The organism is Halomonas sp. AOP7-E1-9, assembly GCF_052376035.1.
In the GTDB taxonomy this organism is placed as follows: Bacteria; Pseudomonadota; Gammaproteobacteria; order Pseudomonadales; family Halomonadaceae; genus Vreelandella; species Vreelandella citrativorans.
On the sequence record NZ_JBQSVC010000031.1, the window covers coordinates 19,349 to 45,087 of the forward strand.

The following is a 25,739-nucleotide window of genomic DNA, read 5'->3' on the forward strand; positions in this document are numbered from 1 at the left end:
GATCACCCCCTACTGGTGCGTGCCCATAGCGGGTGATGGTATGTGACAGCTTTTCAAACGTTAATTTTCGACCTAACCTGCCAACAGCGCTGTGGTTTCAAGCACAGGCGCTATGGTTACAAAAACGTGTTTACTAAAACGTTTATCAGAACCAAGTATCACACCCTCCATACCAAGCTCCGTTACAAGGAGCTTATGCCAGGAATTCAGGATTTATGATTTACGATTGGCAAGCGCTTAGTGTTCCCGAGTTAGCGGCGGTCGCCGAGCGCGATCCTGTCGCCGTTTTAGTGCTGGGCGCGATTGAGCAGCACGGCACACACCTACCGTTAGGCACGGACCTTATTATTGGCGAAGGGCTGCAGGCTGCTATGCTGAGCGTTCTTGACCCCGCTCTAGAGGTCGTTTGCTTACCCTCTATTGCGGTGGGCGCAAGCGACGAGCACGCTAACTTCTCTGGCACGCTTAGCCTTCCTGCATCGCTCGCGATTGCCACGCTTGAGGCGTATGGGAAATGCGTCGCGCAGGCGGGCATTAACCGGCTGGTACTCATCAACAGCCATGGCGGTAATAAAGCCATTATGGAGTTGGCCGCGCTCACCCTACGCCAGCAGTTTAATATGCGCGTCGTTAAAGCGACGTATACACGGCTCCCACCGCTTGAAGGTGCGGTTGATGCCCAAGAGCTGCGTTATGGATTACACGGCGGGCTGCTTGAAACCGCCATGATGCAATACTTGGCGCCAACCACCGTCAATCTGGACAACTATAAGGCTGCCCCGCTCGGCACGTTAGAAAATTGCCGTCTGGTAGGCCCGGAAGGAGCCGCCGCATTTGCCTGGCTTGCCGAGGATTTAAGCCAGCACGGCGTGGCCGGTGACGCCCGTCAAGCCACATCGGCATTGGGTGAGCATCTGGTGCAACATTACGCTGAGCAACTGGCAACCGTGATCACGGAAACAGCTCGGCTGCCTGCGTTTTAAGCGTGTTAATTACTTACTACCCGCAATGGCCTGGTGCGTTAGCGCCCATGTCGACCTAATACGTCGCCGAAAAGATGGCCGGCTCGATTGGCTTTTGCACTCAGGTAGCGATGATTCTGGTCGGTGACGCTCCCATAAAGTGCTTGACGCGATACCACCTCAATTCCGCCTTCACGCAGGGCAGCGATCTTCAATGGGTTATTCGTCAGTAGCTGCACTTGAGAGATCTTCAGCGCATTAAGCATGTCCACCGCCACGGCGTACTGGCGCTCGTCGTCACCAAACCCTAGTACCTGGTCAGCATCCATAGTATCCAGGCCACCATCTTGCAGAGTATACGCGCGCAGCTTATTGGCAAGCCCAATGCCACGCCCCTCCTGGGCGAGGTAAAGTAGTACACCTCCCCCCATGGCCTGAATGTCCGCCACGGCATTACGCAACTGCTCGCCGCAATCGCAGCGCAGGCTGCCAAATAAATCGCCGGTCAGGCATGCAGAATGCAGGCGTAAAGGAACCGCCCCTTCCTGTGTTTCAGGCTGTCCGATTACGACCGCCACATGCTCGCGTAGCCCATCCGGCTCGCGGAACAGCACAAAGCGACTTTCAGCAGCGTCTTCCAGCGGAATCCTGGCTTCGCTCACCCGTTTCAGCATACCCGGCGCACCGGCCAGGCACTTTGCAGCGTCTTTCGTATCAACTTCCAACAGCTTGCCCTGAGCAATTTCCTGCGCCACCGATTCAGCCGCCGGGTCACTCACATCGGCACATAGCGCGGCTGGAATTAGCAAAGCACGGCGCATGAGTGCGACCGCGCCACGCTCACCTGGTCCTGCGGGTTTAAGGCCACTTAATAAGGAATGCGCGGGTCGACTCGCCGTTTGAACCACCGCGAGCGCCTGCAAATCATCTTCGCTCACATGCTCAACCAATGGCAAACAGGCTGCTTCCGCCGTTAGTGACATGCCCATCGCCTCCAGGCGATGGCGCGTTAATACCAGAGAGGGTCGCGTCCCTGCGAGTTTGGCCAGCATATCGACCGACTCAATGCCCTCTAATGCCTGTACCAGCAGACGCTTTTCGCCCGTATTAAGCACAACCGGCAGCCCACGGCGAATGTCGAAAATAGCGCGTTCAATGTGATACATAGTGGCCTCCTGATTGCCTGGTGCAGCGGGTAGCGTACGCTTGCGTTGAACTATACGGCCCCGCAAGATAAGACTGTTTTCTCAGCGTGGAGGCGTTATGTCCGACACCCGTCACCATAGTGGCTGCATTGGTCCTAAAACATTGTTGGAGAAGAAGACGTCGCTGGATATAGACACGGCGTGGGCGTGGCTGTTGGCAATACGTGAAGGCCGAACAACCGAGGCGCCATTGCGGCTCGACGCTGAGGGCAACTGGCACCGTCAGAACGCTATAACACCGGCGGCCACTGACCTGTTGGACTGCCTGGTGCCGCTGGCAAGCCGCCCCCACTGGGTGATTGCCCAGTTGGGGCAAAGCCTGGACGGGCGTATTGCGACGCAGAGCGGCCACTCGCACTACATCAACGGCCATGAGAGCCTGGTTCACCTGCATCGGCTGCGGGCGCTGGTGGATGCCGTTATCGTCGGCGCCGGTACGGCCAGTGCTGACGACCCCCAATTGACAGTGCGTCATGTCACCGGCACGCATCCCACGCGGGTAGTGCTTGATCCACGCGGCCGTGTTCCCGCAGGCATTAAGCTGTTCCACACCGACTCGGCGCCCACGCTGCACATCGTGGGGCCAGATGCACCGCCGCCGCCCAACTCGCGGGTTCAGCGCCATGTACTGCCGCTTAATGCGCAGGGGCAGTTCGCCCCAAATGATGTAATCGCGCTGCTTGATCAGTGTGGTTTGAAGCGCATTCTGGTGGAAGGGGGCGGCATAACGGTTTCTCGGTTTATTGAAGCAAACGTCATTGATCGCCTGCATCTTCTGGTCGCCCCACTGCTGATCGGCTCGGGCAAGCCGGGGCTTCAGATGACGCCTATCGAGACGCTTGGAAGTGCTCTGCGCCCGACGATGAGAACGTTTCGCTGTGGAGACGACACGCTGTTTGACGTGGTGCTGAGAGCCACCACCTTTGCCTGACGGCTGGGCACGGTGACGTTTATCCATCGCCACCCAAATGCCCGGCAGGCTTGAAAGCAGTACTAACACACCATAAGCAAGGGATACCGCAACCCCTTGAGCAGTGGGCAGGCCCACCAGCGCCCAAGTGGCCACAGCGGCCCCTTCACGCAGCCCCCACCCGGCAACGGACAGCGGAATTAACATGGCTAACAGAAGCACCGGCGCCAATGCCAAAATTTTCGACGCCGCAAGCTCGACACCAATGGCACGCGCCGCACAGACCATGACTATCCCATAGCTCATGACAATAACGAGCGAAGATGCCAGCTGTAGGTGCCACACTCCGGGGCTAAAAAGGCCTCGCTTGATATCCACCCCCATCGAATGACACCACGCCGGTAGCCGCGATGAAGGCAAGCGCACTACTCCTTGCCACACAGCCACGCCTGCAAGGCACAGCCCACCAATAATAGTGAGGCTAACCGGCCAGCCAAGCACGGCGTGCCATAGCGGAGAAAGTAACAGGGCCGCGATGGTTAAACCCACCACAGCCACCTGCCCAGAGGTGCGCTCGATAATTACCGCCCGCCATGCGCTACCCCGTGAGCCTGCTTGTTGAGCGTGCCGATGAGCGCGGCCAGCATCGCCTAAAATGCCACCAGGCAATATCTGATTCACTAACAAGGCAAGATAGTACTCCCGCAATGCATAACTAAACCGCAGCGGAGCCCCCACTCGGTTGGCCGTCAACTGCCATCGCCACGCACTGAGCATAATTTGAACCACGCTAATCAGCAGCGCCACAACGACCCAGCCCAACGATAAGCGCTGTACCTGGCCCATGATGTCACGGGGCTCTACAAATAATGCGATCGCCCCCAGCAAGCCAGCACTCATTAGCCCGCGTCGAACCCAAGGAGAGCGCCATATCCGCTGCATGTTCATCGGGCTACGCCCTTTTTTCTGGCGTTGCTAGCAGGTCACAATGCCCCACCCAAATGCCCACCTCACCGGAAGCCACCGAGTGTGTACGTCGCTCACGCCACTCACCAATGCGAGTAGCGGCCTCTGGTGCCTGCTCTGTCGCCGCTTCCGCCCAGCCGTTAATGAGCGCCGTCATTAAAGGCCGATGTAAACGGTTAGCCGAACTCAACAGCCAAGGGGTAGCAACCTGTTCAACCTGATAATTCGCTTGTTCAAGCGCATTAACCAGCGTCTCGTGAGCCTGCCCGCCCAAGGCATCACCTAATCCTTTGTCGCGATGCTGATGCGCCATAAACAGCGCCAGTAGCCAGTGGTCATCATCATCGGATAACGGCTCATCATCGGCATCGGTAAAGCCCCACTCTCCGGTCACGCTAAGGGCCATTAAAAGCGCCTGGTCACGTGCCTGACAGTGCGTGACGAGCGTTTCGATCCAACCTTGCGATACAAGATCCAGCAGTGCCGATGCGGTTATCAGATCCGCATCTTGCAGAGGCACATGAACAAGCGAATCAAGCGACGTACAGAGCGTTTCTACCCGAATGCCCGCCTGGGCATTTTCCAACTTGCCGATGCTGTCGCGGGCGTCGTTGAGTAGTTCAGCGTCATGGTCAATGAGCGTCCAGTGCTGCGGGGTCGGTAGAAAAGGCGCCAGGAAGCGCATATTGCTTCCTCTGCCTGACCCTAAATCGACCAGCCTCGGCGTCTGAGTGCGTTCGTTTAGCCATATAGCGGCCTTTTGAGGAAGCTGCTGGCTTCTAAACGTAACGTCCGCCTCTTCACGTAGCGTGAGCCAATCGGCACCAAACTGGCTGCCGGTATGAAAAGAGGGGGGCGGGTTCAGCGCTTTAGCAAACGCAGCACCGGCATGCTGCCAATCGCTAAGCGTTTCACGCACCGCTTCTGCACCGGCTTTAAGCGACGCACGCAGCTCGGGTTCATCGCAAAAACGGCTCAGTGCATGTGTCAGTGCTTTTACATCCCCAGGTGTTACTTTAAGGCCTGCGCCTTCCGGCAAGGTTTCATCAAGAGCGCCCCCGGTCGTGGTAATGACAGGCAGGCCTCGCGCCAGCGCCTCGGTGACCACCATGCCATAGCCTTCGTACCAGGAAGGCAGTACCAGGGCATGCGCGTTTTCGTACGTCCTGGTTAAGGTCGTCGCGTCGCACTCGCCGTGCAGTTGCACACAAGACGCAAGCCCATGCGCTTCAATCAACTGCTCTACCCGGTCGGCAAACGCCGTATCACGTGCGCCGCCATAACAGTCACACTGCCAGTTTCTCTGGTTTAATCCCGCCAACGCCTGGACCAACACATCCTGCCCCTTACGCGGAACAAGCGTTGCCACACACACAAACCGCAGCGGCTCGCCAAGCGCTGGGGCTGCGTTAATGGGGACAACATCCACCCCAGGCTCGACAACACTAACCGTGGCCGCTATAGGCATGGCGTAGTGGTTTGCCAACGCCTTCAACCGGCGCTCAGTAAACCGGCTGGTCACGATTATTTGTGAGACGGCGGCAAGCGCCGTAAGCTCAGACTGATGAAATTGCTGCTGCTCGGCTTCGCTTAGCCCTTGCTCATCACCCAACGGATGATGCACCAGTGCCGTTATCATCAACCGATTGGCCTGCTCAATAATGATGTCCGGTAACATCCCCATGGCAAGACCATCGATCACCACGTCCGCGGCCTCGGGCAAATCGTTTAGTGCCGTAGCCAATTGCTCGGCAGCCTCTTGGTCGGCATTAGGGAAGCGGCCTGACAAGCTGATGATATCGACGGTGCGCCCTTCCTGACGCAGCGCTTCGATAATGCGCGCATCGTAGATATAGCCGCCGGTGCGCTGATCAAGCGCCCCCGCGATAATAAACGTCAGTGGTTCACTCATAGATCGCCTTCATAGCTTGCCCAGGCAATATGCGACTCATGCAGTTTGACTTCCATACGCGTAATGCCTTGCGCGGTTTTCCCCATTCGACCCTCACCGATGGCATCGGCTAAACGGCTGAAGATAACGCTGGCCATAAACTCGGTGGAGGTGTTTTTACCCTTAAAGGCCTCTTCGTCATCCAGATTGCGATAGTTCAGGTGTGACAACACTTCCTTGAGCGTTTCGCTGGCGAGGCCGATATCAATCACTAATCCGTCCTCATCAAGCTCCGGGCGCTGAAAGACCACATCAACGACATATGTTGCCCCATGCGTGCGCTGGGCAGGACCAAAAATGTCACCTTTGAAGCTATGCGCAATCATAAAGTGATCACGAACACATAGACGGTACATAAACGCTCCTGATAGTAAGCTGTAGTGATTAAACGTGAGCGGGGTAACGAAGGCGGTGACATAGCACGTCGCTGTCCGCAGAAAAGAGTTTGGGTGCAAGCTGGGGAAAGGCGTCAAAGTCGCTCTCGCCACTAATCAGTGCGTCTAATCGGCTATCGTTTAACAGGCTCAAGGCCAACATTAAACGGCGCTGGAAGTCCCAGCGCGGACGCAATTTAGCGGGTAGCTGGCCCACCTGGCTGGCGCGCAGGCTAAGGCGCTGTGAATGAAACGCGCCGCCCAAGGGGATACTCACCTCCCCTTCGCCAAACCAGCTCATTTCGATAATTCGGCCTTCGTTGCCGACCTGGTTTAGCGCTTGGCGTAAGCCTTCGGGATGGCCGCTGGCGTGAATGACGCAGTCTTGATCGTTGGGCGCTTGTTCGGGGGTACAAAAGACAAGGCCTAAACGCTCAGCGAGCGCCTGGCGCTTCGGGTTAATATCAATCAGCGTGACGCTCACGCCGGGGATCTGTGAACACAGGTAAGCCACCAGGGCGCCTACAACACCGGCCCCGATAACACTGACGCGTTCCCCAAGCATTGGTTCGGCGTCCCAAACGCCGTTAATGGCCGTCTCCATATTGGCGGCCAGCACGGCGCGCGGCACCGGTATATTGTCAGGGATAGGCAACACGGCGGAAGCAGGAACGACATAGCGATCCTGATGGGGATAGAGACAAAATACTGTTTTGTTAAGCAGGTGCGCAGGCCCTTGCTCAACAACGCCGACACTACAGTAGCCATACTTGACCGGCGCGGGAAAACTACCTGCCTGAAAAGGGGCCTGCATACGCTCCACTTCGCTTTCGGGTACGCGGGCATTGAATACCAGCGACTCAGTGCCACGGCTAACGCCACTGAACAGGGCACGTACGCGTACGTCTTCCTCCCCTACGCTGGTGAGCGTCTCTTTTTTAAGCTCGCCGACCCTTGGACGCGTTACCCAGAAGGCAGTGGCCGTATCGTTCGCCGACATGTCATTTCCCTATTATTCGCGTTTTCATCCAATCAGCTAGGCACCTCTGCCGTTAATCTGGCATGGCCAACGTATGAAATTTTTGTGGCGTACCGTAAAGCTTAGCCCAGAAAAGACACAGGTCGATGAATGCGGGCGCCAATTTCGTTTAAGAACGGTTAAAAATGTACGCAGGTACTTTTCAGGGACATCAATACGCTATGATTAATGGGGTAGACAACCGCAGAGCCACGTATAAGAAGCGTATATATAAACAGGCTCACCCATCAATTGACTGCGGGCGGGATATCCGCTTTGCGAGACACAATGGTTCGAATTACCACGCTCGCTTCTAGCCATCTTTTATCGAGCCGCCTCTACAGCGCCAGCGAACTAGCGGTGGGCAGTTTGCTACTGCTGGGGCTGGGCAGCCTGCTACCCACATTGACGGTAACGGCTTTGAACTGGGGGCTAGCGTTTGGCACCTATGCGTTTATTAGCCTTTTCGTATTGATTTTCTGGTCGGGTGGCGCACTTGGCTGGGCCAACAGAATAACGTTACTGCGCGCCGTATTAGTCGCGTTGGCGGCGGGGGCGCTGGCCGACAATGTATTCACTCATGCCATTTGGCTATGGCTTGTTACCGCGACTATCGCGCTGATGCTGGATGGCGTGGACGGCTGGGTAGCCAGAAAAACGCAGAGCTATAGCACGTTTGGCGCCCGTTTTGATATGGAGCTGGATGCGCTGCTTATCCTGTTGCTTTGTGTGGGGTTAATTCAACTTGAATCGTTAGGGCTGTGGGTGCTTTTGATTGGCGTTACGCGCTATTTATTTGTGGTGGCTAGCTGGCACTTTACGTGGCTTTCAGCCCCTTTATTTGCCAGCAGGCGCCGTAAAGTGGTGTGCGTTTGGCAAGTATCCGCCCTGCTATTGGCGCTCACCCCGCTGACGCCCACGCTCGTTGCGAGCCTATTGGCGTTTAGCGCACTACTCTCACTTGCCTACTCCTTTGGCATCGACACCTGGTGGCTTTATCAACAGCGCCGACGCCAAGCACTTTAATGACCTGCACGTTACTTACCCTGCTACTGATGGGCGCTATGCCTGGCATAGCGCCCAATGATTTACTCGCTAATTTGCTGCTGTAACGCATTCAATTCTTCAGTATGGCGTTCCAGCTCAAGCGTTGCCTCTTCCAGCTTAACGCGCCGTTTTTCAATGTCATCGTCATCGCCTTCATTGAGCGCCTCTTCAAATTCCGACTGGCGCTCTTGAACCTCTGCAAGGCTCTCTTTTACTTCATCCGTTGCATCATTTAGTACACTTTCATTCGTGCAGTTATCGTCAATCGCATCTAACGCACGCTGCAGGCCTTCCTCTCGATGCTGATTACCCTGAGCCTGGGCATGCGCTAACTGCTCACGAACATCGGCTGCCTTGCTTTCACATAAATCATCGGCGGCAGCGGCGACCGGTGGTAACAACATACCCGCCAATAAGGCAACAACACCTGCCTGAATCATATTTTTTTTCATGTTTTTCCCTATAACAGCTCATTTGATAAATACTGGCTCATCGAAGGTTAGATACACAAAATGCCTGGCAGTTCGCGGTCGTCACTCTGTTTAAACGTTGCTGACGCAATGACCAAGGACTCATCACCCGTGCGTATGGCCAATGTTGGCTACCGCCTCCTGGATTAGATCATGATAAAAGCGTTACATTAACCCTCAAGAAGATGCGCACAAGGACCGTAACCGTATGATCAATCTCGCCATTTATCGCCCCTTGATAGCCCCCCTGCTCATGATGGTGATGCCTACCGCAAGTTATGCAGCGGCAAATATTCAAGTGGCGGCGGCAGCTTCGCTTACCGATGCACTTAACGAAGCTATCGCGACCTATGAAGCGCAGCATGATGTATCTGTAACGCCGATCTATGCATCCTCATCCACCCTTGCCCGCCAAATTGCCAACGGCAGCCCGGCGGCGCTGTTTATTTCAGCAAACGTTGAGTGGATGGACTGGCTGGAAGCCCAAGGCATTAATGTTCAAAAGCGCAGTGATTTACTGTACAACCGCTTGGCGCTGGTTTCAGCAAGCCCAGACGCTCCCGAGCATTTCACACCAGGCGAAGACGCCCGCATCGCCACGCTGCTGGGTGAGCGGGACCGACTCTCGGTCGGCGACCCGGACCATGTGCCGGCAGGCATCTACACCCAACAGGCGCTTGAAGCGCTAGGAGAGTGGGAGGAGCTACTCCCAAGGCTTGCGCGTGGCAACGACGTACGCGCAGCCCTTACACTGGTGGAGCGCCAGGAAACGCCTGCGGGTGTTGTGTATCAAACCGACGCATTAGCCAGCCAACAAGTAAGAGTATTGGGGCTTTTCCCGCCTGAAACGCATGCGCCTATCACCTACCCAATTGCCTTAATCGACGCCGAGCAGAACGATGCTGCGGTTGCTTTACGCCAATGGCTTGAGAGCGAAGAAGCACTGAGCATCTTTGCACAGTACGGATTTGATACCGATATGGATGCCCGGTGAGCCTTTCGCCTGCTGAGTGGGAGGTCATCCGCCTAAGCTTGTTAATCGGGCTGGCCGCCATCGCCTGGATTTTACCGCCGGGAATTGCCGTGGCCTGGTGGCTGGCGCGCTTTGAGTTTCGCGGTAAAGCGGTGGTGGACGGCTTGATTCACCTGCCACTGGTGTTGCCGCCTGTAGTAGTCGGCTATTTATTGCTGGTGACGCTGGGTAGACAAGGCGTTATTGGCCAATGGCTGTATAGCACACTGGGAGTATCGTTGCCGTTTACCTGGCAAGGCGCTGCGGTCGCCAGCGGCGTAATGGCATTTCCACTGCTGGTGCGCGCCTTACGGCTCTCCCTTGAAGCGGTTGACCCGAAGCTTGAAGCCGCCGCCAGCACATTGGGCGCTAGCCGATGGCGGGTGTTTACCACGATTACGCTGCCGCTGGCCGTGCCCGGCCTGCTAACCGGCACGGTGCTCGCTTTTGCCCGGGCGCTTTCCGAGTTTGGCGCAACGATTACCTTTGCTTCCAACATCCCTGGAGAAACCCGCACCCTGCCACTGGCGCTTTACACCCTGATTCAATCACCCGGCCAGGAGGCCGCCGCCGCGCGGCTGTGCCTAATCGCCATTGCCATTGCGCTGGTATCGTTAATTGCCTCGGAATGGCTAGCCCGGCGCACCCGACAACGCCTACAGGAACGCGATGGCTAACGTGACGACGTCTTATCAGCCCAGCGACCCGCGGCTCGCGCTACAAGTTGAACAACAGCTAGGTTTTTTTCACCTGTCTGCTGCGCTCAACCTGCCCGCGACAGGCGTAAGCGGTTTTTTTGGCCCCTCCGGTAGCGGCAAAACCAGCCTGCTTAGGCTGATAGCCGGGCTTGAACGGCCACAGCAAGGTGCCATAACACTCGGCGAGCAGACCTTGCTGGATACCCGGCAAGGTATCTTCGTACCGCCGCACCGTCGGCGTATGGGGGTTGTGTTTCAAGAAGCACGCCTGTTTCCGCACTACCGGGTGCGCGGTAATTTAACCTACGGTATGCGCCGCCCGGCGTCGCAGCGCTTTGCCGAAATAGTGGAGCTACTGGGTATTGAGGCCTTGCTGGAGCGCATGCCCGGCACACTTTCAGGGGGTGAAGCCCGCCGTGTGGCCATTGGCCGAGCACTACTCAGTGACCCACAACTGCTTCTCATGGATGAACCGCTAACCGGGCTTGATGGCGCGCGCAAAGAGGAGCTGCTGCGCTACATCACCCGGCTCACCCAGCAGGTAGATATTCCGGTTATCTACGTTAGCCATGATGCCGAAGAGATCACGGCGATTGCCGATCATTTGGTGGTAATGAAAGCCGGACAGGTTCGCGCCAGCGACACACTGGGCGCCCTGCTCCAGCGCTTTGATCTAACCCATGAACTGGGGGGATTTGATGCGGCCTCGCTACTGCAAGGCGAAGTAGTCGCCCATGAAACTGCGTATGGCCTGACTCATTTAGCGCTTGATGACGAACATCAGTTGGTACTGCCTGGCACCTCAGCGCCGATTGGCAGCCGCTTGCGAGTACGCATTTTGGCCCGCGATATTGCCTTGGCGCTTACTCCACCCGCCAACACCAGTTATCGCAACCAGCTCAGCGCCACTATCACTGATTTCATTATCCTTCCCGAAGCACCTTATACAGTGGAGCTGCGTTTAGGCATCGGTCGATTTTTCTTACGCGCTCGGTTAACGCGTAAATCATGGGATGAGATGGGGTTGGCAAAAGGCATGCAGGTCACGGCACTCATTCGCAGCGTGTCGTTTACGGCATGTTAAGTGTGTCTGGCGCTGAATTAGACAGGCCGAGGCTTCGCCATGCGACTGGCATTTCAGAACCGGCTTTGGCGTACACAACGCTTTTGAACGGATACGTTGCCTCTGCTATCGCTCACTTTTGCGTTGATCCAGCGTCTGATTTATCAGAGTGATCGCATAAGCGGCTGTGTCATCCGCCAAATCGTTGGCCGCTAAGTCATTATCCGCTGACGTCGACAGGTTATTTTGAACAGGGCTCTCTAAAGCGGGCGCCTCAAGATGATTCTCGGCCGGGTGGGCAAGCCGAGCGCGAATACCAGTGATTGCCTGCTGCTCTTTCTCATTTGGCGAAGCCTGGCTAAACCGACGCTCCAGCAGATGCGCGGCGTACGCCAGAGTCGAGGCATACTTCAAGTTCTGATAAGCCCACCGGTGCGTCGCCCCGAACGAGATGAAGCTTTGCATGGGGCTTGCAGCATCAACGAAGCTCGCCCGTGCTGTATCAAGCGCGGTGACAGATGCTATCAGGCGTGAATGGCGTTTCGCGTCGCCCTCTTCGGCGATAATATCCCCCAGTAGCTTTTCAAACGCGGATAGAAAGCGATCAAATGCCTGACGGGCCTGCTCGCGAGTACTCTGCGGTAAGACGGCAAGCGAGACGATGATTCCCGCGAAGGCCCCCACCAACGTTTCTTCCAGCCGCAGGACAAGCAACCCCGGCGTAAACTCTCCCAGAATGCCGTAGATGAGCGAAAGAGCGATGGTGATTAGAAACGTCATCATCGCGTAAGAGAGCATCATCAGATAAAACGCTGCAAAGATCGAGATCGCCACCAGCGGTATGGTCCAGTAGAGATTGCCATGCACCAGGGTAGCAAGCCCAATACCCACGCAAATGCCCACAGCAGTACCCAGCGCCCGGTTAAGCCCACGAACGGCGACAGCACCCCGCGACTGAGTATTGGAGAAAATCAGGAAGGCCGTCATCACCGCCCAGAACCACCTTTCTGGAGACAACGCGAGACCCACAATCATGGCAATGCCGGATGCCAGTGTTACCTGAACAGCTTGCCTGAAGAATGGATTGGCGAGAAGGCTTCCGCGCGGCGACGAGGCCGCGGCAGGCACCGAAGGCGGGCGCTTGGGAGATGAAGCCGAAGAGGAAGTACCGATAGAAGCGACATCGGCTCGCACTTTTACTTCAACATCCCGCAGCTCAGTGAGCTGCTTTTCAAGCACGGCAAGCTCGGGGCCGGATGTTTTATGATCAACTTTTAGCGCGTCATCAAGCACCCTTTCGATAGCAAGTCTCAGGTCAAACAGGCGCATCGCCAGTAGGTCGGCTAATTTGATATCCATTGCTTCTGACATGGCGGGTAGATAGCTTTCGCATAAGAAAGTCGCCTCCTGCGCCCGGCGTGCCAGTCGGGTCGTTTCACGCAAGTCGATCGCCATTCCAGCCTGCAGCGAACGTGCGACCCCGGCCTGCAAGCGGTCTGCAGAGAGCAGGGAGGCACGTATCGCCCGTTCAAAATCCTGAACGGGTCGTTCCGGCAGCACAAAATTGCGGACGAAATGCGCGATAAAGCCTGATAACGCTAATGAAATAGCGATATCCATTAGGTCCGTATCAGGCGCCTTCAAAAAGGCAGCGATGACACCGCACATAAAGGTGAACGCGCCGACGCCCTGCCAGCGAGCGCCAAACTGGCGTATAAACACTGCCCAAAAAATGACCCCAAGCAGCACGGCACTAATGTGAAGAATCGAGTGTTCAACTAGCGAAATCGCCGCAATAACGGCGAAGCCGCAGAGTGCGGCAAAAACGCGGGAAACAGCGCGTTTGCCAGCCGTTGCATCCTTTATGGCCACCGCTCCTTGAAGCGCAGTAAGCATCGCAACGGCATAGGCTGGCGCAGGCATGGGAAACCAGCGATGAAGAAGGAGAAGCGCCAGGCAGACAAGCCCCATCGTGAGCATTGTGCGCACAGCCAAGCGAAGCCGAACCCAGCCAGGGTCAGACGTCAAAATACTCAGTCTGAAACGGCCAAGAGCACAGGTTGCGAAATCGTAAGGTCTAATCACCATTATTGACAGGGCTCGGTAGTAAGCAATCGGGTAGAAGCGGCCAACAAACGTCTCTTATTCACTCCAGCCACTTTTATGAAGCCGAGACGTCTGAGACACATCGTTATGGGACGTAATAGTTTCAGGCGGCCTCTTTCCCTTACATTCCCAACATGCACTTATCATTTATGAATCGATTCTTCATCCTGACAGGTTTAGTGTCAACCCAATAACCGTCGCGCTCTTTTTCTAAAGTATTAAGCTGTCTTTTCCAACAATAGCTTTCAACAATAATAGCGTCATCACTTTCTCCTCTGATCGCCCAGAGTGGGTACGAAAAGTCGCTTAACTTAAGCGTAAAAGTTCAATTTACGCGGGCTGCCCTTTCTGAATCTTTTAACCACTTTTTAAAGGGAAATTTGTATCATAAAGAAACTGATACGAACGATGTGCGTAAAAACTATGTACATAAAAAACCATGTGCATAAAAAAAGCCCTTATCGATGGATAAGGGCTTTGATCAAAAACGCTTAAAAGAGCGCTTTAGTGACGGAAAGCTTCGGGATAGACCGTCAGATCAACCCCCCATAGCATCGGTAAAAGGAAGTATACAGACGCCGTAATCAGGAGCATGGAGATAATATTCAGGCCGAAACCGTTACGTACCATTTCGGTGATCTTGATTTTGCCGGTTGCGAAGATAATCGCGTTGGGCGGCGTCCCTACCGGCAACATAAAGGCACAGTTGGCCGCCATGGCAGCAGGTACCATCAAAGCAAACGGGTGAATATTTAGCGCCAGCGCCAGCGATGCCAGTACCGGTAAAATCATGGTTGCCGTTGCTGTATTGGAGGTAATTTCCGTAAGAAACAGCACTATACCGGTCGCCAGTAGAATGACCAGAATGAAATTCATTCCTTGGAGCACGCTCATCTGGTTGCCAATCCAGCCCGCCAGACCTGAGGAGCCGAATCCTGCCGCAATGGCCAAACCGCCTCCAAATAGCAGTAAAATACCCCACGGTACGTCCCGCGCGATATCCCAGTTGAGCAGACAGCCGCCTTTGTTTTTAGAGGGAAGCAGGAACAGTAATATCGCAGCACTGATCGCTATCATGGCATCACTGATGCCTGGAATATTAATAATCTGGCCTTGCCACAAGAAAGAGCGAGTAATCCAGAAAAACGCTGCAAAAATGAACACCCCCAGAACGGCTTTCTCTTCAAATGAGATCTTGCCTAGCGCTTCCTTTTCTTTCTGGATGAGTTCCTTACCGCCGGGAAGGTTACGAAAACTAATCGGATAAATCAGGTAGGTAAGCATCAGCCAACCCAGCACCAGCAGCACGAGAACCACCGGGAAAGCAAACATTAACCAGTTGGCAAAGGAAATTTCCACACCAAAAAGTTGATTCACGACCGCCGCTAAAATGATGTTCGGCGGTGTACCAATCAACGTGCCTAACCCACCAATAGTGCCGCCGTAACCGACACCGAAAATTAGTGCTTTACTGAACTTGTCAATTTCCTTGCTATCAACCTCGCCCCCGTTTTTACCCAGCTCCTGGCTCACCTGGTAGACGATCGCGGTGCCGATCGGCAGCATCATCATGACCGCGGCGGTATTCGACACCCACATGGAAAGAAACCCAGTGGCCGCCATAAAGCCAAACACGATGCTGTTAATACTGGTGCCCAACACGGAAATAATCGTCAGTGCGATACGCTTGTGCAGGTCCCACTTTTCCATGGCCAGTGCGATCATAAACCCGCCCAGGAAAAGGAAAATAATAGGATTTCCGTAAGCGGCCGTGACCGTACTTCCATCCAATGCGCCCGTAATAGGCAGCAATATAATGGGCAATAACGACGTTGCCGGGATAGGGATAGCCTCAGTAATCCACCAAACAGCGACCCACAACGTAGTAGCCAAGACCATGCGGCCTTCAAAACTTAAATCAGCAGGATGAAAGAACAGCGCAACCAAAGCAAACAGCAGCGGCCCAAGTACAAGCCCTACTGTTTGGGGCTTATTGTAAGCAGGTGGGCGTGGAGATGGCCCACTGCCCTGAGACTCTCCACCACCGGATGCGGCGGAAGGACGTGAGGTGCTGGGAGCATGCGTTGAGGGTAACGCACACATCAGCAGTTTCTTGGCTTGATCGTGGGAATACCATAGCTGGTCCCACACGGTCATCATGGCAACTCTGCGCATTATAAAAACACCGCTGTCAGGTGAACAAAAAGTAGATTGATAGTGAGCAACTTACCCAGGCTGAGAAGGGCTCAACGATTTCGTGGCGCCCTTTATTAACTGCAATAGGACATTAGTCCAGTAAAACGCCCACAATTACAACCAAAGTCTAACAACGTTAGTCGTATAACCTGAGCCAGCAGGCACCCTGGTTATTGCCAAAAATGTCTATCGCTGCGTGCTGCCAGTCGCGAATCTGGAAAAACCATCTGGTTTTCAAGCGTCACCCATCAACACAGGCTTTTCCTTGGTGACATATTGATGGCAAAAAAATTAACGTTTTGTATAGCTTTTATTAAGTCGCTTTTTACCTATCGTGGTCTATGCTGAAACCTGAAGCGGTCTTTCAGAAACGATTCTTTAAAAAACGTTGTGAAATGGCCCAAGGGTACGGGCTTTGGATTAGTGGGGATCAGGGGTGACTAATCGCAACGCGATGGGAGCCAGGATGAAACGTCAACATCTTTTCAATGGAGCAAAACCAGACAGCCGTAACTACCTTAAAAAACATATTATATAACAGCTATATAGGAATCAAAAAGCCAAGAAGAAGAAATGATAAAACGTGCTTTACTGGCTTTTTTATCAGGCTGCGTAGTCACATTGATCGCTACGCTACCTTTGTAATAGCGGTAAGGGAAGCAGCGAGCCCCCTCTACTCATCAGAGCGGGATTTTTATTGGGCGAAAGCGTAAGAGCGAGAAGAGGCAAATAACACCTTTAAGGGGTTTGCTTCTGAAGAAAACCTATATTAGTCTTGAAGAGTACAATTTACGTACAAATAAATTCAGCATTCACAAGGAGTAGTGGCATGCAACATATCCATCTAGCAGAGATTTCCCAAGCTGGTCTTCAACTTGCGATTCAAGAAATCAAGGATGAAATGTTCGACACCCCGGAATGTGATTACACCATCGCCAAGCTGCTCTGCCACTGTAGCCAGTTTGAAACAGCAGAGCGTCAGCTAGACGAAATGCTTCTAAAATGGGGCTCTTCCCCCGACGTGATTGAGCTAACTGACAAAGGCTATTCCATGCTAGCCAGCATGAAAGCCAGTGCCGTTGCCGAGATGACGCCAACTGCGGTTTCTAGCAAGACATCTCGCCAGGCAATAGTCGCTGCCTAATTATTTACTTATCAAGGTACTGCTTTTCAGCCCTACCCTTGCCACTTTTATTCGGCGGCAAGGGTAGTATTCGTTTAATCGGTCAGTCTTCCCCGCTGCGTATCCCCGTTCATTAAAACATCGTTTCTCAGCGCACCTTTCTCCCAGCTTTTTGCACTTACTGGGCTGACATACAAAGCAATACCAGTGCTGCCAAGCGCAGTGATTACTCTCCTTCATACCCTCTCGAAGAAACTTGCTCGCGAAAATCCCGCAGGATAGCGCCAAGTGATAGAATGCTGCCCCTTTCCGGAGGCGTCTACGTATGCCCATCCCTATTCGACTACCAGAGTGACGCGCGATGATTGCAACCACCACTGGCTTATTCCGCCCGCTTTTACAGCTGGGCCTTATCCCGCAGATTTTAATTGGCATCGTGGCAGGTACGCTGCTCGCAATCTTTGCCCCCGCGATTGCCGGTGATGTAGCGCTACTGGGGCAGCTATTCATTTCCGCTCTTCAAGCCGTTGCGCCTATTTTAGTTTTTGTTCTGGTGGCAGCCGCCATTTCCGCGCATAGGCAGGGGCAGCCTACACATATTCGTTCGGTGCTAGTGCTGTATATTGTCGGTACGCTGATTGCGGCACTGATTGCGGTAGCCGCGAGCTTTTTGTTTCCTACGGAGCTGTCGCTTAACGCAGAACAGGTAAGTGGTAACCCGCCCGGAGATATTTTTCAGATACTGCAAAACCTACTGCTGAATGCGGTCGCTAACCCTGTTACTGCGCTGATGGAAGGTAATTTTATTGCTATTCTTGCCTGAGCCGTCGGTTTGGGTTTAATGCTGCGCCAAGCCAGCGAAACCACGCGCCTTGCTCTTAGCGATCTTTCTGACGCCGTTTCACGAATTGTGGCGCTGGTTATTCGCATTGCGCCACTGGGTATCTTTGGCCTGGTGGCCGGCACGCTGGCCGAGTCAGGCATCGAGGCGCTGCTTAATTATGCCCAGCTACTAACCGTTATTGTGGGCTGCATGCTGTTTGTCGCGCTGGTAAGCAATCCGCTGCTGGTGTACATCGCCACCCGTCAAAACCCTTACCCGCTGGTCTTTGCCTGCCTGCGTGGCAGCGCGATCACCGCCTTCTTCACGCGTAGTTCTGCTGCCAACATCCCGATTAACCTTGAGCTTTGCCGCCGCCTGAAGCTGGACCCCGACACCTACTCCATCTCTATTCCGCTAGGCGCCACCATCAACATGTGTGGCGCGGCCATCACTATCACTGTCATTACCCTGGCCACGACACATACTTTAGGCATCAACGTCGATTTCCCCACCGCGCTACTACTGTGCATCGTATCCGCCCTGGCGGCTTGCGGCGTTTCAGGCGTGGCGGGCGGCTCGCTAATGCTGATCCCGATGGCCGCCAACCTGTTTGGCATTCCTACCGAAGTGGCCATGCAGGCGGTTGCGATTGGCTTTGTGATCAGCGTAGTGCAGGATTCCACAGAGACGGCGCTTAACTCCTCAACCGATGTACTGTTTACTGCGGCTGCTTGCCGAGCTAAAGAGGCAAAGACCAGCGCCTAAGCTTCAAGCGTTCAGCCTTCTCTTAACAGCTACATTCCCGCTGTTAAGAGAAGGCCAATAAATACCAACGGCTCGTTTTGGATCATGACTTCAAAACGGGCCGTTTTGGTATTTGGCTTCTTACGATTAGCATCGCTCAGAAGCGACGAAGCGCTTTTGTAGCGCTCAGGTTGACAAACAAGCGTTCCTTATATAGAACGTTCTCTATAAGGAACAACGAGACACCCTGTATGGATAAGCTTTCACTTAATACACTGGGCCAGCATTTGCAGTCGCTGCGCCAGCAACAAGGCCTTTCGCTTTCTCAGTTAGCGAACGCCGCCGGTATGGCTAAATCCAATTTATGTCGACTTGAGCAAGGCAACGGCAACCCAACGCTGGACACCATTTGGCGGCTGGCCGTTCAACTCAACACTCCCTTTGGCACCCTAGTCGCGCCGATTACCGTTCCGCTGGGCGAAGACGGCGTGCAGGTACGCCTCATTGACCAAGGCAAAGACGCCCCCCACGTGGACGCCTACTGGATGCGCTGCGCACCCAACACGCGGCGCCGGGCTGAAGCGCATACACCGGGCACGCAGGAATCACTGACCCTTATTAGCGGCTGGCTGGAAGCTGGACCGGAAGGTAACACCACGCAGCTTACCCCCGGTGAAACCTTGACCTTCCCTGCCGATAAACCACACATTTATCGCACCCAAGCGGCAGAAGCCACCATGATCCTGACCATCACCTATGGTGAAAAAGGTGATACACCATGAGCCATGCATTAACTCACTCAGCGCTAAAAGGCGCACGAGAAGCCATCCCATTGCTGGGCGGCTATATACCGGTCTCGCTCTCATTCGGCCTAGTGGCGACACAAGCGGGCTTCACCACATGGGAGGCCGCCGCTATTTCACTGCTGATCTACGCCGGAGCCTCGCAGTTTCTCTTTGTTGGTATGATCGCGGCGGGTTCGCCGCTTTGGCTGGTTGTCGCCATGACGCTATTGATCAACGTACGCCATGTGGTTTATGGCCCTAACTTGGCCGCATTATTGCCTCAGAGCCGTCACTGGCCCTGGCTGATGCACGGCCTTACTGACCAGGTGTTTGCTTTAGCCTTAACGCGGCTTCCTCACCTGGATAAACCGGAGCGCTTCGGCTGGTTTTTGGGAGCATCGCTCCTCGCCTGGGGCGCCTGGATCATAGGGACTATCGTAGGGGCGACGGCGGGAGAGGCATTCACCGCTCGCTGGCCTCTGCTGGGTGAGATTATGCCTTTCGCCCTGCCCGCGCTGTTTTTAACCATGGTAGCACCGCGATTTACCGACAAACGCTGGTCGCTCGCACTCAGCGGGGCCATAGTATCCGCCCTCTTGTTTACGCTATATGGCTGGGCCAACGTCGCCATCCCGCTTGCTGCCGCCTGCGGCGCGCTCTGCTTCTATATGGTTAAGCTTGAATCCAGTAAAGGTGCGTTATGAGTACCGGACTTTGGTTAGCGGTTATTGCCTCGGCATTAGGTACGCTACTAATACGCGTCGTCCCTTTTCTGTGGATGCAGCGCCGCTTAGGCAGTGATAGCGGCATCAACAACATGCCTCAGTGGCTGGGTATTTTAGGGCCGCTAATGATTGCAGCGGTGCTGGGCGTTTCTATTGTACCGGTTAACCCAAGTACGATTTCCTGGACCGCAACCGCCATTGGCCTGCTGGTTACCCTACTGGTATGGCTGCGCGTGCGTTCACTGGGTTGGCCGGTGGCGGCAGGCGTCGGCATGTTTGGGCTGGTGCAAGTAGGCGCTTCCGTGCTTTAACACATGTACCAACACGTCAGTTGCTGAATGAATCAGCAACTGACGTTAACCACTCACCAGCAGCAATCTACCAGCTATATTTCAGGCTACCCACCACGCTGCGTGAGGCACCGTAATAGCAGTAAAAGTCGCAGCCACTGACATACTCTTCATCGGTAAGGTTGTTGACGTTGACCTGGGCAGTCCAGCTGTCGTTAATGCGGTAGCTCGCCATGGCATCATAGAGCGTTGTAGAAGGGACATTTTGCTCAATAGCGCTATTCGCGCTGGGTACCGTTTCCCCCATATAACGCACACCCGCCCCTACCGAAAGCCCAGCCAACGTGCGGCTCATATCATAATCCAACCACGCTGACGCCATGTGCCTGGGCACCAAGGGAACACGCTCATCCCGCAGTACATCATTCGCATCATAGCGGGCATCGGTATAGGTATAGGCGGCAATCAGTTTTAGCTCATCTGTTAAATAGCCCACGCCTTCGATCTCTACCCCCTGCGAGCGGCGCTTACCTACCTGCTCCTGAACAGGTGCGCTGGTCGAGATCAGGGTGTTATTCTCTTCAACATCAAAGGCGGCAATGGTGAGATAACCATCTACGTCCAGTGGGGCAATTTTAACCCCAGCCTCAAACTGGCGGCCCTCTAATGGCTCATAACTAGCGCCATCTGGACCAATACCCGCCACCGGGGTGAACGACTCGCTATAGCTCACGTAGGGGGAAACTCCGTTATCGCCCAGGTACATCGCACCGGCCGTAACAGAGAGGTGTTCGTCATCGTACCCTTCGCTGGAGCTGCCCGTGGTATCGCTAAAATCGTCGCTGCTATCGACATTATCGTAGCGCGCCCCGGCAAGCAGAACCCATTGGTCTGCTATGCGCAGTTGATTTTGAACATAGAGCCCCACTTGGCGGCGATCGACATTATGCTCGGTGGGGTCGCCGGTATCCGGCGCCGTAAACGCCGAGTAATCGGGGTTATAGAGATCCACCGTATCGATATTTGTAAAGAAGCTAGAGCCATCCCCCAGGGTGCGGAAACTGTCGCGGTTGGTGTAGTTTAAATTCAGTTCTTGATAGCCCGCGCCAACCAATAACGTATTCTCTGTGTTCTCGGTATAAGTACGCGCGATGAGTCGGTTATCAATATTAAACGCATCGTACTGGCCATCCCGGTCAATAATCCCACGGGAAATACTACGTGGCGGCGTTATATACGAATTGGGGTAAACGTTGCGCAGTTCCAAATCCAAATGGGTATAGCGGGCATTCTGCTGAAACTCCCAGGTATCGTTTATCTGGTGTTCCAGCTCATAGCCAATCGCAACCTGGCGCTGATCTAACCGATCATAATCCGGTTGACCAAAATTGGTCGCCGGATCAATTTTCCCAAACGGAGAATCTCCGAGGGTACCCAGTGCTGGAAAGAACCCATTGGTAGGCACGCCTTGGTCTTTCTGGACGCTAGCAAGGAAGGTGACGGTGGTATCATCGCTAACATCGACCGCCAGGCTAGGCGCAAAGTAATAGCGCTCTTTTTCACTCCCGTTGAGCTCGCCCTCGCGATAGAGGCCCACTAGGCGATAGCGCACGTCATCGCGCTGCCCCACCGGGCCAGACACATCCACCCCTACCTGGCGATGATCATGGTTACCGGCTTCAACCTGTAGCGTTCCTTGCGGTTCACGGGTGGGCCGTTTACTAATCCCGTTGATCATGCCGCCAGGGGGCGCCTCGCCATAGAGAATTGACGCAGGCCCTTTCAAAAGATCAACACGTTCAAAGCCAAAGGGCTCACTCATCCACCAGAAATAGCCTCCTGTACGGAAGAGCCGTAAACCATCCTGATAGGTAGCACCTTCCGCACTAAACCCACGCAGAAAAAACCAGTCGGCATTGTTGTCATTACCGTAAGGCTGAGACACAACACCGGAGCGGTACTGGAAGGTTTCGTCATATTTATTGACGCCGCGATCCTCAAGCTCCTCCGCACTCACGGTTGAAATAGCGCGAGGCGTTTCTACATCCGGGGTATCCACCTTCAGCGCGGTCGCCGTCACCACAGTGGTCCCCATGTTCACGGCCTCTTCCTGCGCCAATACAGCAAAAGGCACAACACACAGCGTACCCCCTAACGACACAGCCAACGCACGGCGAATAGCGGCAGACAACGGTGTAACGGAAAAAGGCGAACGACGCATGTTAAACAGACCTCACTGACAGGCAGAACGGGGGAGAGGAGCACGTGTTTTTATAGTAGGCATGCCGGGAAAAACGAATGATACGGATTATTATTCACAACTACAACAATCACACGATGTCAAGTTTTCTTAGCCACAACGCCATTTGCAGACTCGCCGCCGTCTTTCCTAAGGAGACTTGTGCTCTTTCGCACTTCTTTTCAAAATTGACTAGCAGTGAAATAAATTGGCGAGGCTTACTTATTCGCCTGCTAGCAAGAAAACGCTTTGGGAAGGTGCCAGATTAGCTATCTGGAACCTTGCTTTAGGTCTAGCAGGCTACCTGAGTCGTGCTCACACATGTTTCAGCTATTGTTGATCGACAACGCAAAACAGCCGGCTACTTTCGAGCTAACAGCGAAGCACATCGCAAAGATGGGTAACTTTCAAAGGACGCGGAGAGACATATGGGAAGGAAGATTGATTTTGAGCCATGGGACTTAAAATCTCTTGCCAGAAGCAAGCAAAAATTAGAAATGGTGGGCCCAGTAGGACTTGAACCTACGACCAAGGGATTATGATAGCGTCCCAAACCCTCATACACTGGCCCGCCACGTCATAAAGCACTGATTTTATTTAGCATTAAAGCTTAACACAGCAAGTTACTACATATTTTGGTTGACCCTATGTTGACGCTACAGGCTTACTGATTACAAGAACCTTCTTTAACGTCTCAAACACGTATGAAAAATTTAGAATCAGATAGTTACAGCTACTAGGCACATCATAACGACTCATTACATCACCTTAGTGTGGACACCTTTCACGCTGTTCATAAATTTTTGACAACACCCCAACCCCTACTTTTAATTAGAAATATGGATTATGAAAAAACTGTTTTGCCTATTCTTCTGATGCTACCTACGTTCACGGCCAATGCCGATATTTACAAGTGCGTAGTTGATGGCCATACCACTTACCAGGATACACCATGCTTTCAAGGTGCCGTTCCTATGTCTGACAACGGTACGTTTTCGATTATAACGCTCCCTACATCGGCTACCCGCTTATTAGTTCTGCGTATTTATCAACCTGCAAAGCAGTTCTTATGCATTAGCGCTAAGAGCTATTAATCAATCACCAAACTCGAGAATGCAAAGGCCATTGCGACTGCAAGAGGGGATAGTTCTTCCTAGTATGAGCGAAAGAATATTCTTGGCAAACCTTCGAGCACGTACACACGTACCTATGGGGCAATCTGTGCCGTTTTCTCTACTGGGATGGTTCCAATCGCTTACGGAGCGGTCGGCATTCGATAAAGATTTGGAATGAAAAAGTTTTCTAATTATTTTGGCAGGAGTATTTTTAATAGGCTACATCTTAAATCTTTTTTTCAAATACCTTAACATGAAATATTCTTCGGCTTCTTTTGCTGCACCATCTAATCCAGGAAAAAGAAAAGCCCCTGTGCATCCATTTTTTTTACAAATCTCATACATGCTTATGGACTCTTTAATATCTAGAGTGCTCTTTGACAAAAGTTCACTAATAAGTTCTTGGTTATTTAAAATATAGCTTTCTTTCCTATCAGAATTTCCGTAATAAGTAGTAAAGAAACCTTCTTGTGGAGTTATGTTTACGCTTAAAGACGTTGGTGGCTTCATTAATGCATAACCACTTATCTCACTTTTTAAATTCAAACTCAAACCATTTAAAATCCATATAGATATTTCTTTACCGCTTACATCCTCATCTTTCAAACGCATCAATCTCTTCATTCCCCCAACCGATGCAAAATACATGGCAGTATAAAAAGAGCCAGTCCAATCTAAAAGCCTTGTAGGTAGTCCATGATGTTGAGCCATGATCATTATGGAATAACTATTATAATCAGGCCATTCACTTGGTACACTCAGGTCGTTTTCCTCATTATGATAACTCACGCCAAAAGGAACTTTTACTTTATTATCAATTAAATTAAAAGATGCTCTTAAATCATGGCCATCATTAGGAATTAATATTCCTGATTTATCACATCCTTTTATAAAAAACCTAAGTAAATCGTATTCATATCTTCGAAAATCAATCCCTCCTCCTAACAAGCTACCCTCCATATAAAAACTGTATAGATAATCATTGTTACGAACTATTCCTGGCTCAAGTTCGTAACTTGAACACCCTTGTCCCCTAAAAACAAAGCGTGGGTAGTTTCTAAAATCTTTGCTTATTAACTCATAGAGTTGTTCTGCACTTTCATATTTACGTTCATGTACAAGATTACCCACAATACCTTCCCCCTGACTACCAACTATCCACAACCTTTTGTGCTAGTCGGTACCCGTCCCTGTTTGCTTCAACCCGCGGCGTGCCCTCTCTATATCGGGGCTTACTTGTCCGCACACTTCATCTACTTGATCCGTCATTAACCAAAGTGTGTATTTGGGCCACTGCTTACAAATAGCTTGCAGCATTTCCCCTTTTGGCGCTCTTCCAGCCTGCTCTATGCTTTCAACAGTTTTTTTATTGAAACCAATAAGTTGCGCAAATTCAGCGCGGCCAGACGTTTCGACCTCGCGTATTTCTCGCATTTTTTGGGCTAGATCACTGGGCATATACCAACTTCTTCGTATACTAAGTTCGTAGGATACCAATTAACTGGTACACCCGCTCAGCAATATTAAAGCATTAATTAAATTGCTGATTTGAAGATACCACAACATGCCACAGCGAGCAGGTACAGCATGGAAACGAGCAACACGCCCCACGTCCCCGCACCTCAGGTGCCCGTTATGACAATAGAGCGTTTCTCTGAACTCACTGGCCTCACCCCCGACACCATCCGGGGCCAGCTTAACCAGGGAAACCTCCCCATTATAAAAGTGGGCCGTCGTCGTCTCGTTAATGTCGCGCTCTTCACTGCTGAGTGCCTGCAATCGGAGGACTGGACCTAATGGCCGCCCTAGCCCCCGTTGCCACCCTTGAAGCGCCCTGCACGCTGCTGGGCATCGAAGGCCTGACCATCTGCACTCAGCGCCTTATGCTCGACGATAAAGCGACGCCAGACAGTGTTA

At 53.1% G+C, this 25,739-nt stretch carries 22 protein-coding genes and 2 pseudogenes; 13 read left to right on the forward strand and 11 right to left on the reverse strand.

The annotated features are described in order from the left end of the window. The first annotated feature begins 215 nt into the window (after positions 1–215). Complete coding sequence (locus tag ACT3R4_RS14860) at positions 216–983, forward strand: creatininase family protein (protein ID WP_441679499.1); 768 nt, start codon at positions 216–218, stop codon at positions 981–983. Positions 984–1,021: 38 nt separating this feature from the next. Here ACT3R4_RS14860 and ribA read toward each other — a convergent pair whose 3' ends face one another. Further along, complete coding sequence (gene ribA, locus ACT3R4_RS14865; protein ID WP_441679500.1) at positions 1,022–2,128, reverse strand: GTP cyclohydrolase II RibA; 1,107 nt, start codon at positions 2,126–2,128, stop codon at positions 1,022–1,024. Positions 2,129–2,225: 97 nt separating this feature from the next. On the opposite strand from ribA, the gene ACT3R4_RS14870 reads away from it, so the two are divergent. Next, entirely contained in the window at positions 2,226–3,098 is an 873-nt protein-coding gene (locus ACT3R4_RS14870) for a RibD family protein (RefSeq protein WP_441679502.1), read from the forward strand. A gap of 111 nt (positions 3,099–3,209) precedes the next feature. Here ACT3R4_RS14870 and ACT3R4_RS14875 read toward each other — a convergent pair. The 4 genes and pseudogenes from ACT3R4_RS14875 to ACT3R4_RS14890 form a co-directional block, all read right to left on the reverse strand. After that, a pseudogene (locus ACT3R4_RS14875) lies at positions 3,210–4,025 on the reverse strand (lysylphosphatidylglycerol synthase transmembrane domain-containing protein); the annotation flags it as partial. A 4-nt stretch (positions 4,026–4,029) separates the two neighbouring features. Further along, positions 4,030–5,955 (reverse strand): glycosyltransferase, encoded by a 1,926-nt coding sequence (locus tag ACT3R4_RS14880; protein ID WP_441679504.1) that lies wholly within the window; start codon positions 5,953–5,955, stop codon positions 4,030–4,032. Next, the gene (locus ACT3R4_RS14885) at positions 5,952–6,350 is read right to left on the reverse strand and encodes a 6-pyruvoyl trahydropterin synthase family protein (RefSeq protein WP_441679505.1); all 399 of its coding nucleotides are present in this window, start codon (positions 6,348–6,350) and stop codon (positions 5,952–5,954) included. The genes ACT3R4_RS14880 and ACT3R4_RS14885 overlap by 4 nt, the downstream gene beginning before the upstream one ends. Before the next feature lie 28 nt (positions 6,351–6,378). After that, positions 6,379–7,368, reverse strand: a complete 990-nt coding sequence (locus ACT3R4_RS14890) for a zinc-dependent alcohol dehydrogenase (RefSeq protein WP_441679507.1) — start codon at positions 7,366–7,368, stop codon at positions 6,379–6,381. A gap of 306 nt (positions 7,369–7,674) precedes the next feature. On the opposite strand from ACT3R4_RS14890, the gene ACT3R4_RS14895 reads away from it, so the two are divergent. Then, on the forward strand, positions 7,675–8,412 hold the full coding sequence (locus ACT3R4_RS14895) for a CDP-alcohol phosphatidyltransferase family protein (RefSeq protein ID WP_441679508.1): 738 nt from the start codon (positions 7,675–7,677) through the stop codon (positions 8,410–8,412). 62 nt (positions 8,413–8,474) lie between these two features. Here the strand turns inward: ACT3R4_RS14895 and ACT3R4_RS14900 are convergent, their stop codons facing one another. Beyond that, positions 8,475–8,885 carry a DUF1090 domain-containing protein gene (locus ACT3R4_RS14900; protein ID WP_441679509.1) on the reverse strand — a complete coding sequence of 137 codons (411 nt, stop codon included), beginning with the start codon at positions 8,883–8,885 and terminating at the stop codon, positions 8,475–8,477. Positions 8,886–9,111: 226 nt separating this feature from the next. Here ACT3R4_RS14900 and modA point away from each other — a divergent pair, with 226 nt between their 5' ends. The 3 genes from modA to modC are packed head-to-tail and all read left to right on the forward strand — an operon-like array spanning position 9,112 to position 11,697. Next, a complete protein-coding gene (gene modA / locus ACT3R4_RS14905) occupies positions 9,112–9,897 on the forward strand; it encodes a molybdate ABC transporter substrate-binding protein (protein ID WP_441679510.1) in 786 nt (261 codons plus the stop codon). Next, complete coding sequence (modB, locus tag ACT3R4_RS14910) at positions 9,894–10,592, forward strand: molybdate ABC transporter permease subunit (RefSeq protein WP_441679512.1); 699 nt, start codon at positions 9,894–9,896, stop codon at positions 10,590–10,592. Before modA ends, modB begins: the two co-directional genes overlap by 4 nt. Next, entirely contained in the window at positions 10,585–11,697 is a 1,113-nt protein-coding gene (modC, locus tag ACT3R4_RS14915; protein WP_441679514.1) for a molybdenum ABC transporter ATP-binding protein, read from the forward strand. The genes modB and modC overlap by 8 nt, the downstream gene beginning before the upstream one ends. 105 nt (positions 11,698–11,802) lie before the next feature. On the opposite strand, the gene ACT3R4_RS14920 is transcribed toward modC, so the two are convergent. Both ACT3R4_RS14920 and ACT3R4_RS14925 read right to left on the reverse strand, forming a co-directional pair. Then, positions 11,803–13,704 carry an FUSC family protein gene (locus ACT3R4_RS14920; protein ID WP_441679516.1) on the reverse strand — a complete coding sequence of 634 codons (1,902 nt, stop codon included), beginning with the start codon at positions 13,702–13,704 and terminating at the stop codon, positions 11,803–11,805. A 582-nt stretch (positions 13,705–14,286) separates the two neighbouring features. Beyond that, entirely contained in the window at positions 14,287–15,939 is a 1,653-nt protein-coding gene (locus ACT3R4_RS14925; protein ID WP_172118991.1) for an SLC13 family permease, read from the reverse strand. An 868-nt stretch (positions 15,940–16,807) separates the two neighbouring features. Here ACT3R4_RS14925 and ACT3R4_RS14930 point away from each other — a divergent pair. From ACT3R4_RS14930 to ACT3R4_RS14950, 5 genes and pseudogenes are all read left to right on the forward strand, one after another. Then, complete coding sequence (locus ACT3R4_RS14930; protein ID WP_441679518.1) at positions 16,808–17,122, forward strand: hypothetical protein; 315 nt, start codon at positions 16,808–16,810, stop codon at positions 17,120–17,122. Positions 17,123–17,462: 340 nt separating this feature from the next. Beyond that, positions 17,463–18,689 (forward strand): annotated as a pseudogene (sstT, locus tag ACT3R4_RS14935) (serine/threonine transporter SstT). 230 nt (positions 18,690–18,919) lie between these two features. Beyond that, a complete protein-coding gene (locus tag ACT3R4_RS14940) occupies positions 18,920–19,450 on the forward strand; it encodes a helix-turn-helix domain-containing protein (RefSeq protein ID WP_441679520.1) in 531 nt (176 codons plus the stop codon). Beyond that, positions 19,447–20,157, forward strand: a complete 711-nt coding sequence (locus ACT3R4_RS14945) for an AzlC family ABC transporter permease (RefSeq protein ID WP_441679522.1) — start codon at positions 19,447–19,449, stop codon at positions 20,155–20,157. The genes ACT3R4_RS14940 and ACT3R4_RS14945 overlap by 4 nt, the downstream gene beginning before the upstream one ends. Next, complete coding sequence (locus tag ACT3R4_RS14950) at positions 20,154–20,489, forward strand: AzlD domain-containing protein (protein ID WP_087109813.1); 336 nt, start codon at positions 20,154–20,156, stop codon at positions 20,487–20,489. The genes ACT3R4_RS14945 and ACT3R4_RS14950 overlap by 4 nt, the downstream gene beginning before the upstream one ends. 67 nt (positions 20,490–20,556) lie before the next feature. Here ACT3R4_RS14950 and ACT3R4_RS14955 read toward each other — a convergent pair whose 3' ends face one another. Continuing rightward, the gene (locus ACT3R4_RS14955) at positions 20,557–22,689 is read right to left on the reverse strand and encodes a TonB-dependent siderophore receptor (RefSeq protein WP_441679524.1); all 2,133 of its coding nucleotides are present in this window, start codon (positions 22,687–22,689) and stop codon (positions 20,557–20,559) included. Between the two features lie 893 nt (positions 22,690–23,582). Between ACT3R4_RS14955 and ACT3R4_RS14960 the strand changes: the two genes are divergently transcribed. Further along, a complete protein-coding gene (locus ACT3R4_RS14960) occupies positions 23,583–23,801 on the forward strand; it encodes a DUF4124 domain-containing protein (protein WP_441679530.1) in 219 nt (72 codons plus the stop codon). A 240-nt stretch (positions 23,802–24,041) separates the two neighbouring features. Here ACT3R4_RS14960 and ACT3R4_RS14965 read toward each other — a convergent pair whose 3' ends face one another. Both ACT3R4_RS14965 and ACT3R4_RS14970 read right to left on the reverse strand, forming a co-directional pair. Then, positions 24,042–24,953: an FRG domain-containing protein gene (locus tag ACT3R4_RS14965; RefSeq protein ID WP_441679526.1), complete on the reverse strand. Its 912-nt coding sequence runs from the start codon at positions 24,951–24,953 to the stop codon at positions 24,042–24,044. A gap of 42 nt (positions 24,954–24,995) precedes the next feature. After that, entirely contained in the window at positions 24,996–25,280 is a 285-nt protein-coding gene (locus tag ACT3R4_RS14970) for a hypothetical protein (RefSeq protein ID WP_441679528.1), read from the reverse strand. Positions 25,281–25,409: 129 nt separating this feature from the next. Here ACT3R4_RS14970 and ACT3R4_RS14975 point away from each other — a divergent pair, with 129 nt between their 5' ends. Next, complete coding sequence (locus tag ACT3R4_RS14975) at positions 25,410–25,619, forward strand: MerR family transcriptional regulator (protein WP_026285835.1); 210 nt, start codon at positions 25,410–25,412, stop codon at positions 25,617–25,619. Positions 25,620–25,739 lie beyond the last annotated feature (120 nt).

Bases quoted from the DNA above. Each gene is read 5' to 3' on its own strand.
- ACT3R4_RS14860 (WP_441679499.1), top strand. From the start codon at position 216: ATGATTTACGATTGGCAAGCGCTTAGTGTTCCCGAGTTAGCGGCGGTC.
- ribA (WP_441679500.1), bottom strand. From the start codon at position 2,128: ATGTATCACATTGAACGCGCTATTTTCGACATTCGCCGTGGGCTGCCG.
- ACT3R4_RS14870 (WP_441679502.1), top strand. From the start codon at position 2,226: ATGTCCGACACCCGTCACCATAGTGGCTGCATTGGTCCTAAAACATTG.
- ACT3R4_RS14880 (WP_441679504.1), bottom strand. From the start codon at position 5,955: ATGAGTGAACCACTGACGTTTATTATCGCGGGGGCGCTTGATCAGCGC.
- ACT3R4_RS14885 (WP_441679505.1), bottom strand. From the start codon at position 6,350: ATGTACCGTCTATGTGTTCGTGATCACTTTATGATTGCGCATAGCTTC.
- ACT3R4_RS14890 (WP_441679507.1), bottom strand. From the start codon at position 7,368: ATGTCGGCGAACGATACGGCCACTGCCTTCTGGGTAACGCGTCCAAGG.
- ACT3R4_RS14895 (WP_441679508.1), top strand. From the start codon at position 7,675: ATGGTTCGAATTACCACGCTCGCTTCTAGCCATCTTTTATCGAGCCGC.
- ACT3R4_RS14900 (WP_441679509.1), bottom strand. From the start codon at position 8,885: ATGAAAAAAAATATGATTCAGGCAGGTGTTGTTGCCTTATTGGCGGGT.
- modA (WP_441679510.1), top strand. From the start codon at position 9,112: ATGATCAATCTCGCCATTTATCGCCCCTTGATAGCCCCCCTGCTCATG.
- modC (WP_441679514.1), top strand. From the start codon at position 10,585: ATGGCTAACGTGACGACGTCTTATCAGCCCAGCGACCCGCGGCTCGCG.
- ACT3R4_RS14925 (WP_172118991.1), bottom strand. From the start codon at position 15,939: ATGACCGTGTGGGACCAGCTATGGTATTCCCACGATCAAGCCAAGAAA.
- ACT3R4_RS14930 (WP_441679518.1), top strand. From the start codon at position 16,808: ATGCAACATATCCATCTAGCAGAGATTTCCCAAGCTGGTCTTCAACTT.
- ACT3R4_RS14940 (WP_441679520.1), top strand. From the start codon at position 18,920: ATGGATAAGCTTTCACTTAATACACTGGGCCAGCATTTGCAGTCGCTG.
- ACT3R4_RS14945 (WP_441679522.1), top strand. From the start codon at position 19,447: ATGAGCCATGCATTAACTCACTCAGCGCTAAAAGGCGCACGAGAAGCC.
- ACT3R4_RS14950 (WP_087109813.1), top strand. From the start codon at position 20,154: ATGAGTACCGGACTTTGGTTAGCGGTTATTGCCTCGGCATTAGGTACG.
- ACT3R4_RS14955 (WP_441679524.1), bottom strand. From the start codon at position 22,689: ATGCGTCGTTCGCCTTTTTCCGTTACACCGTTGTCTGCCGCTATTCGC.
- ACT3R4_RS14960 (WP_441679530.1), top strand. From the start codon at position 23,583: ATGCTACCTACGTTCACGGCCAATGCCGATATTTACAAGTGCGTAGTT.
- ACT3R4_RS14970 (WP_441679528.1), bottom strand. From the start codon at position 25,280: ATGCCCAGTGATCTAGCCCAAAAAATGCGAGAAATACGCGAGGTCGAA.
- ACT3R4_RS14975 (WP_026285835.1), top strand. From the start codon at position 25,410: ATGGAAACGAGCAACACGCCCCACGTCCCCGCACCTCAGGTGCCCGTT.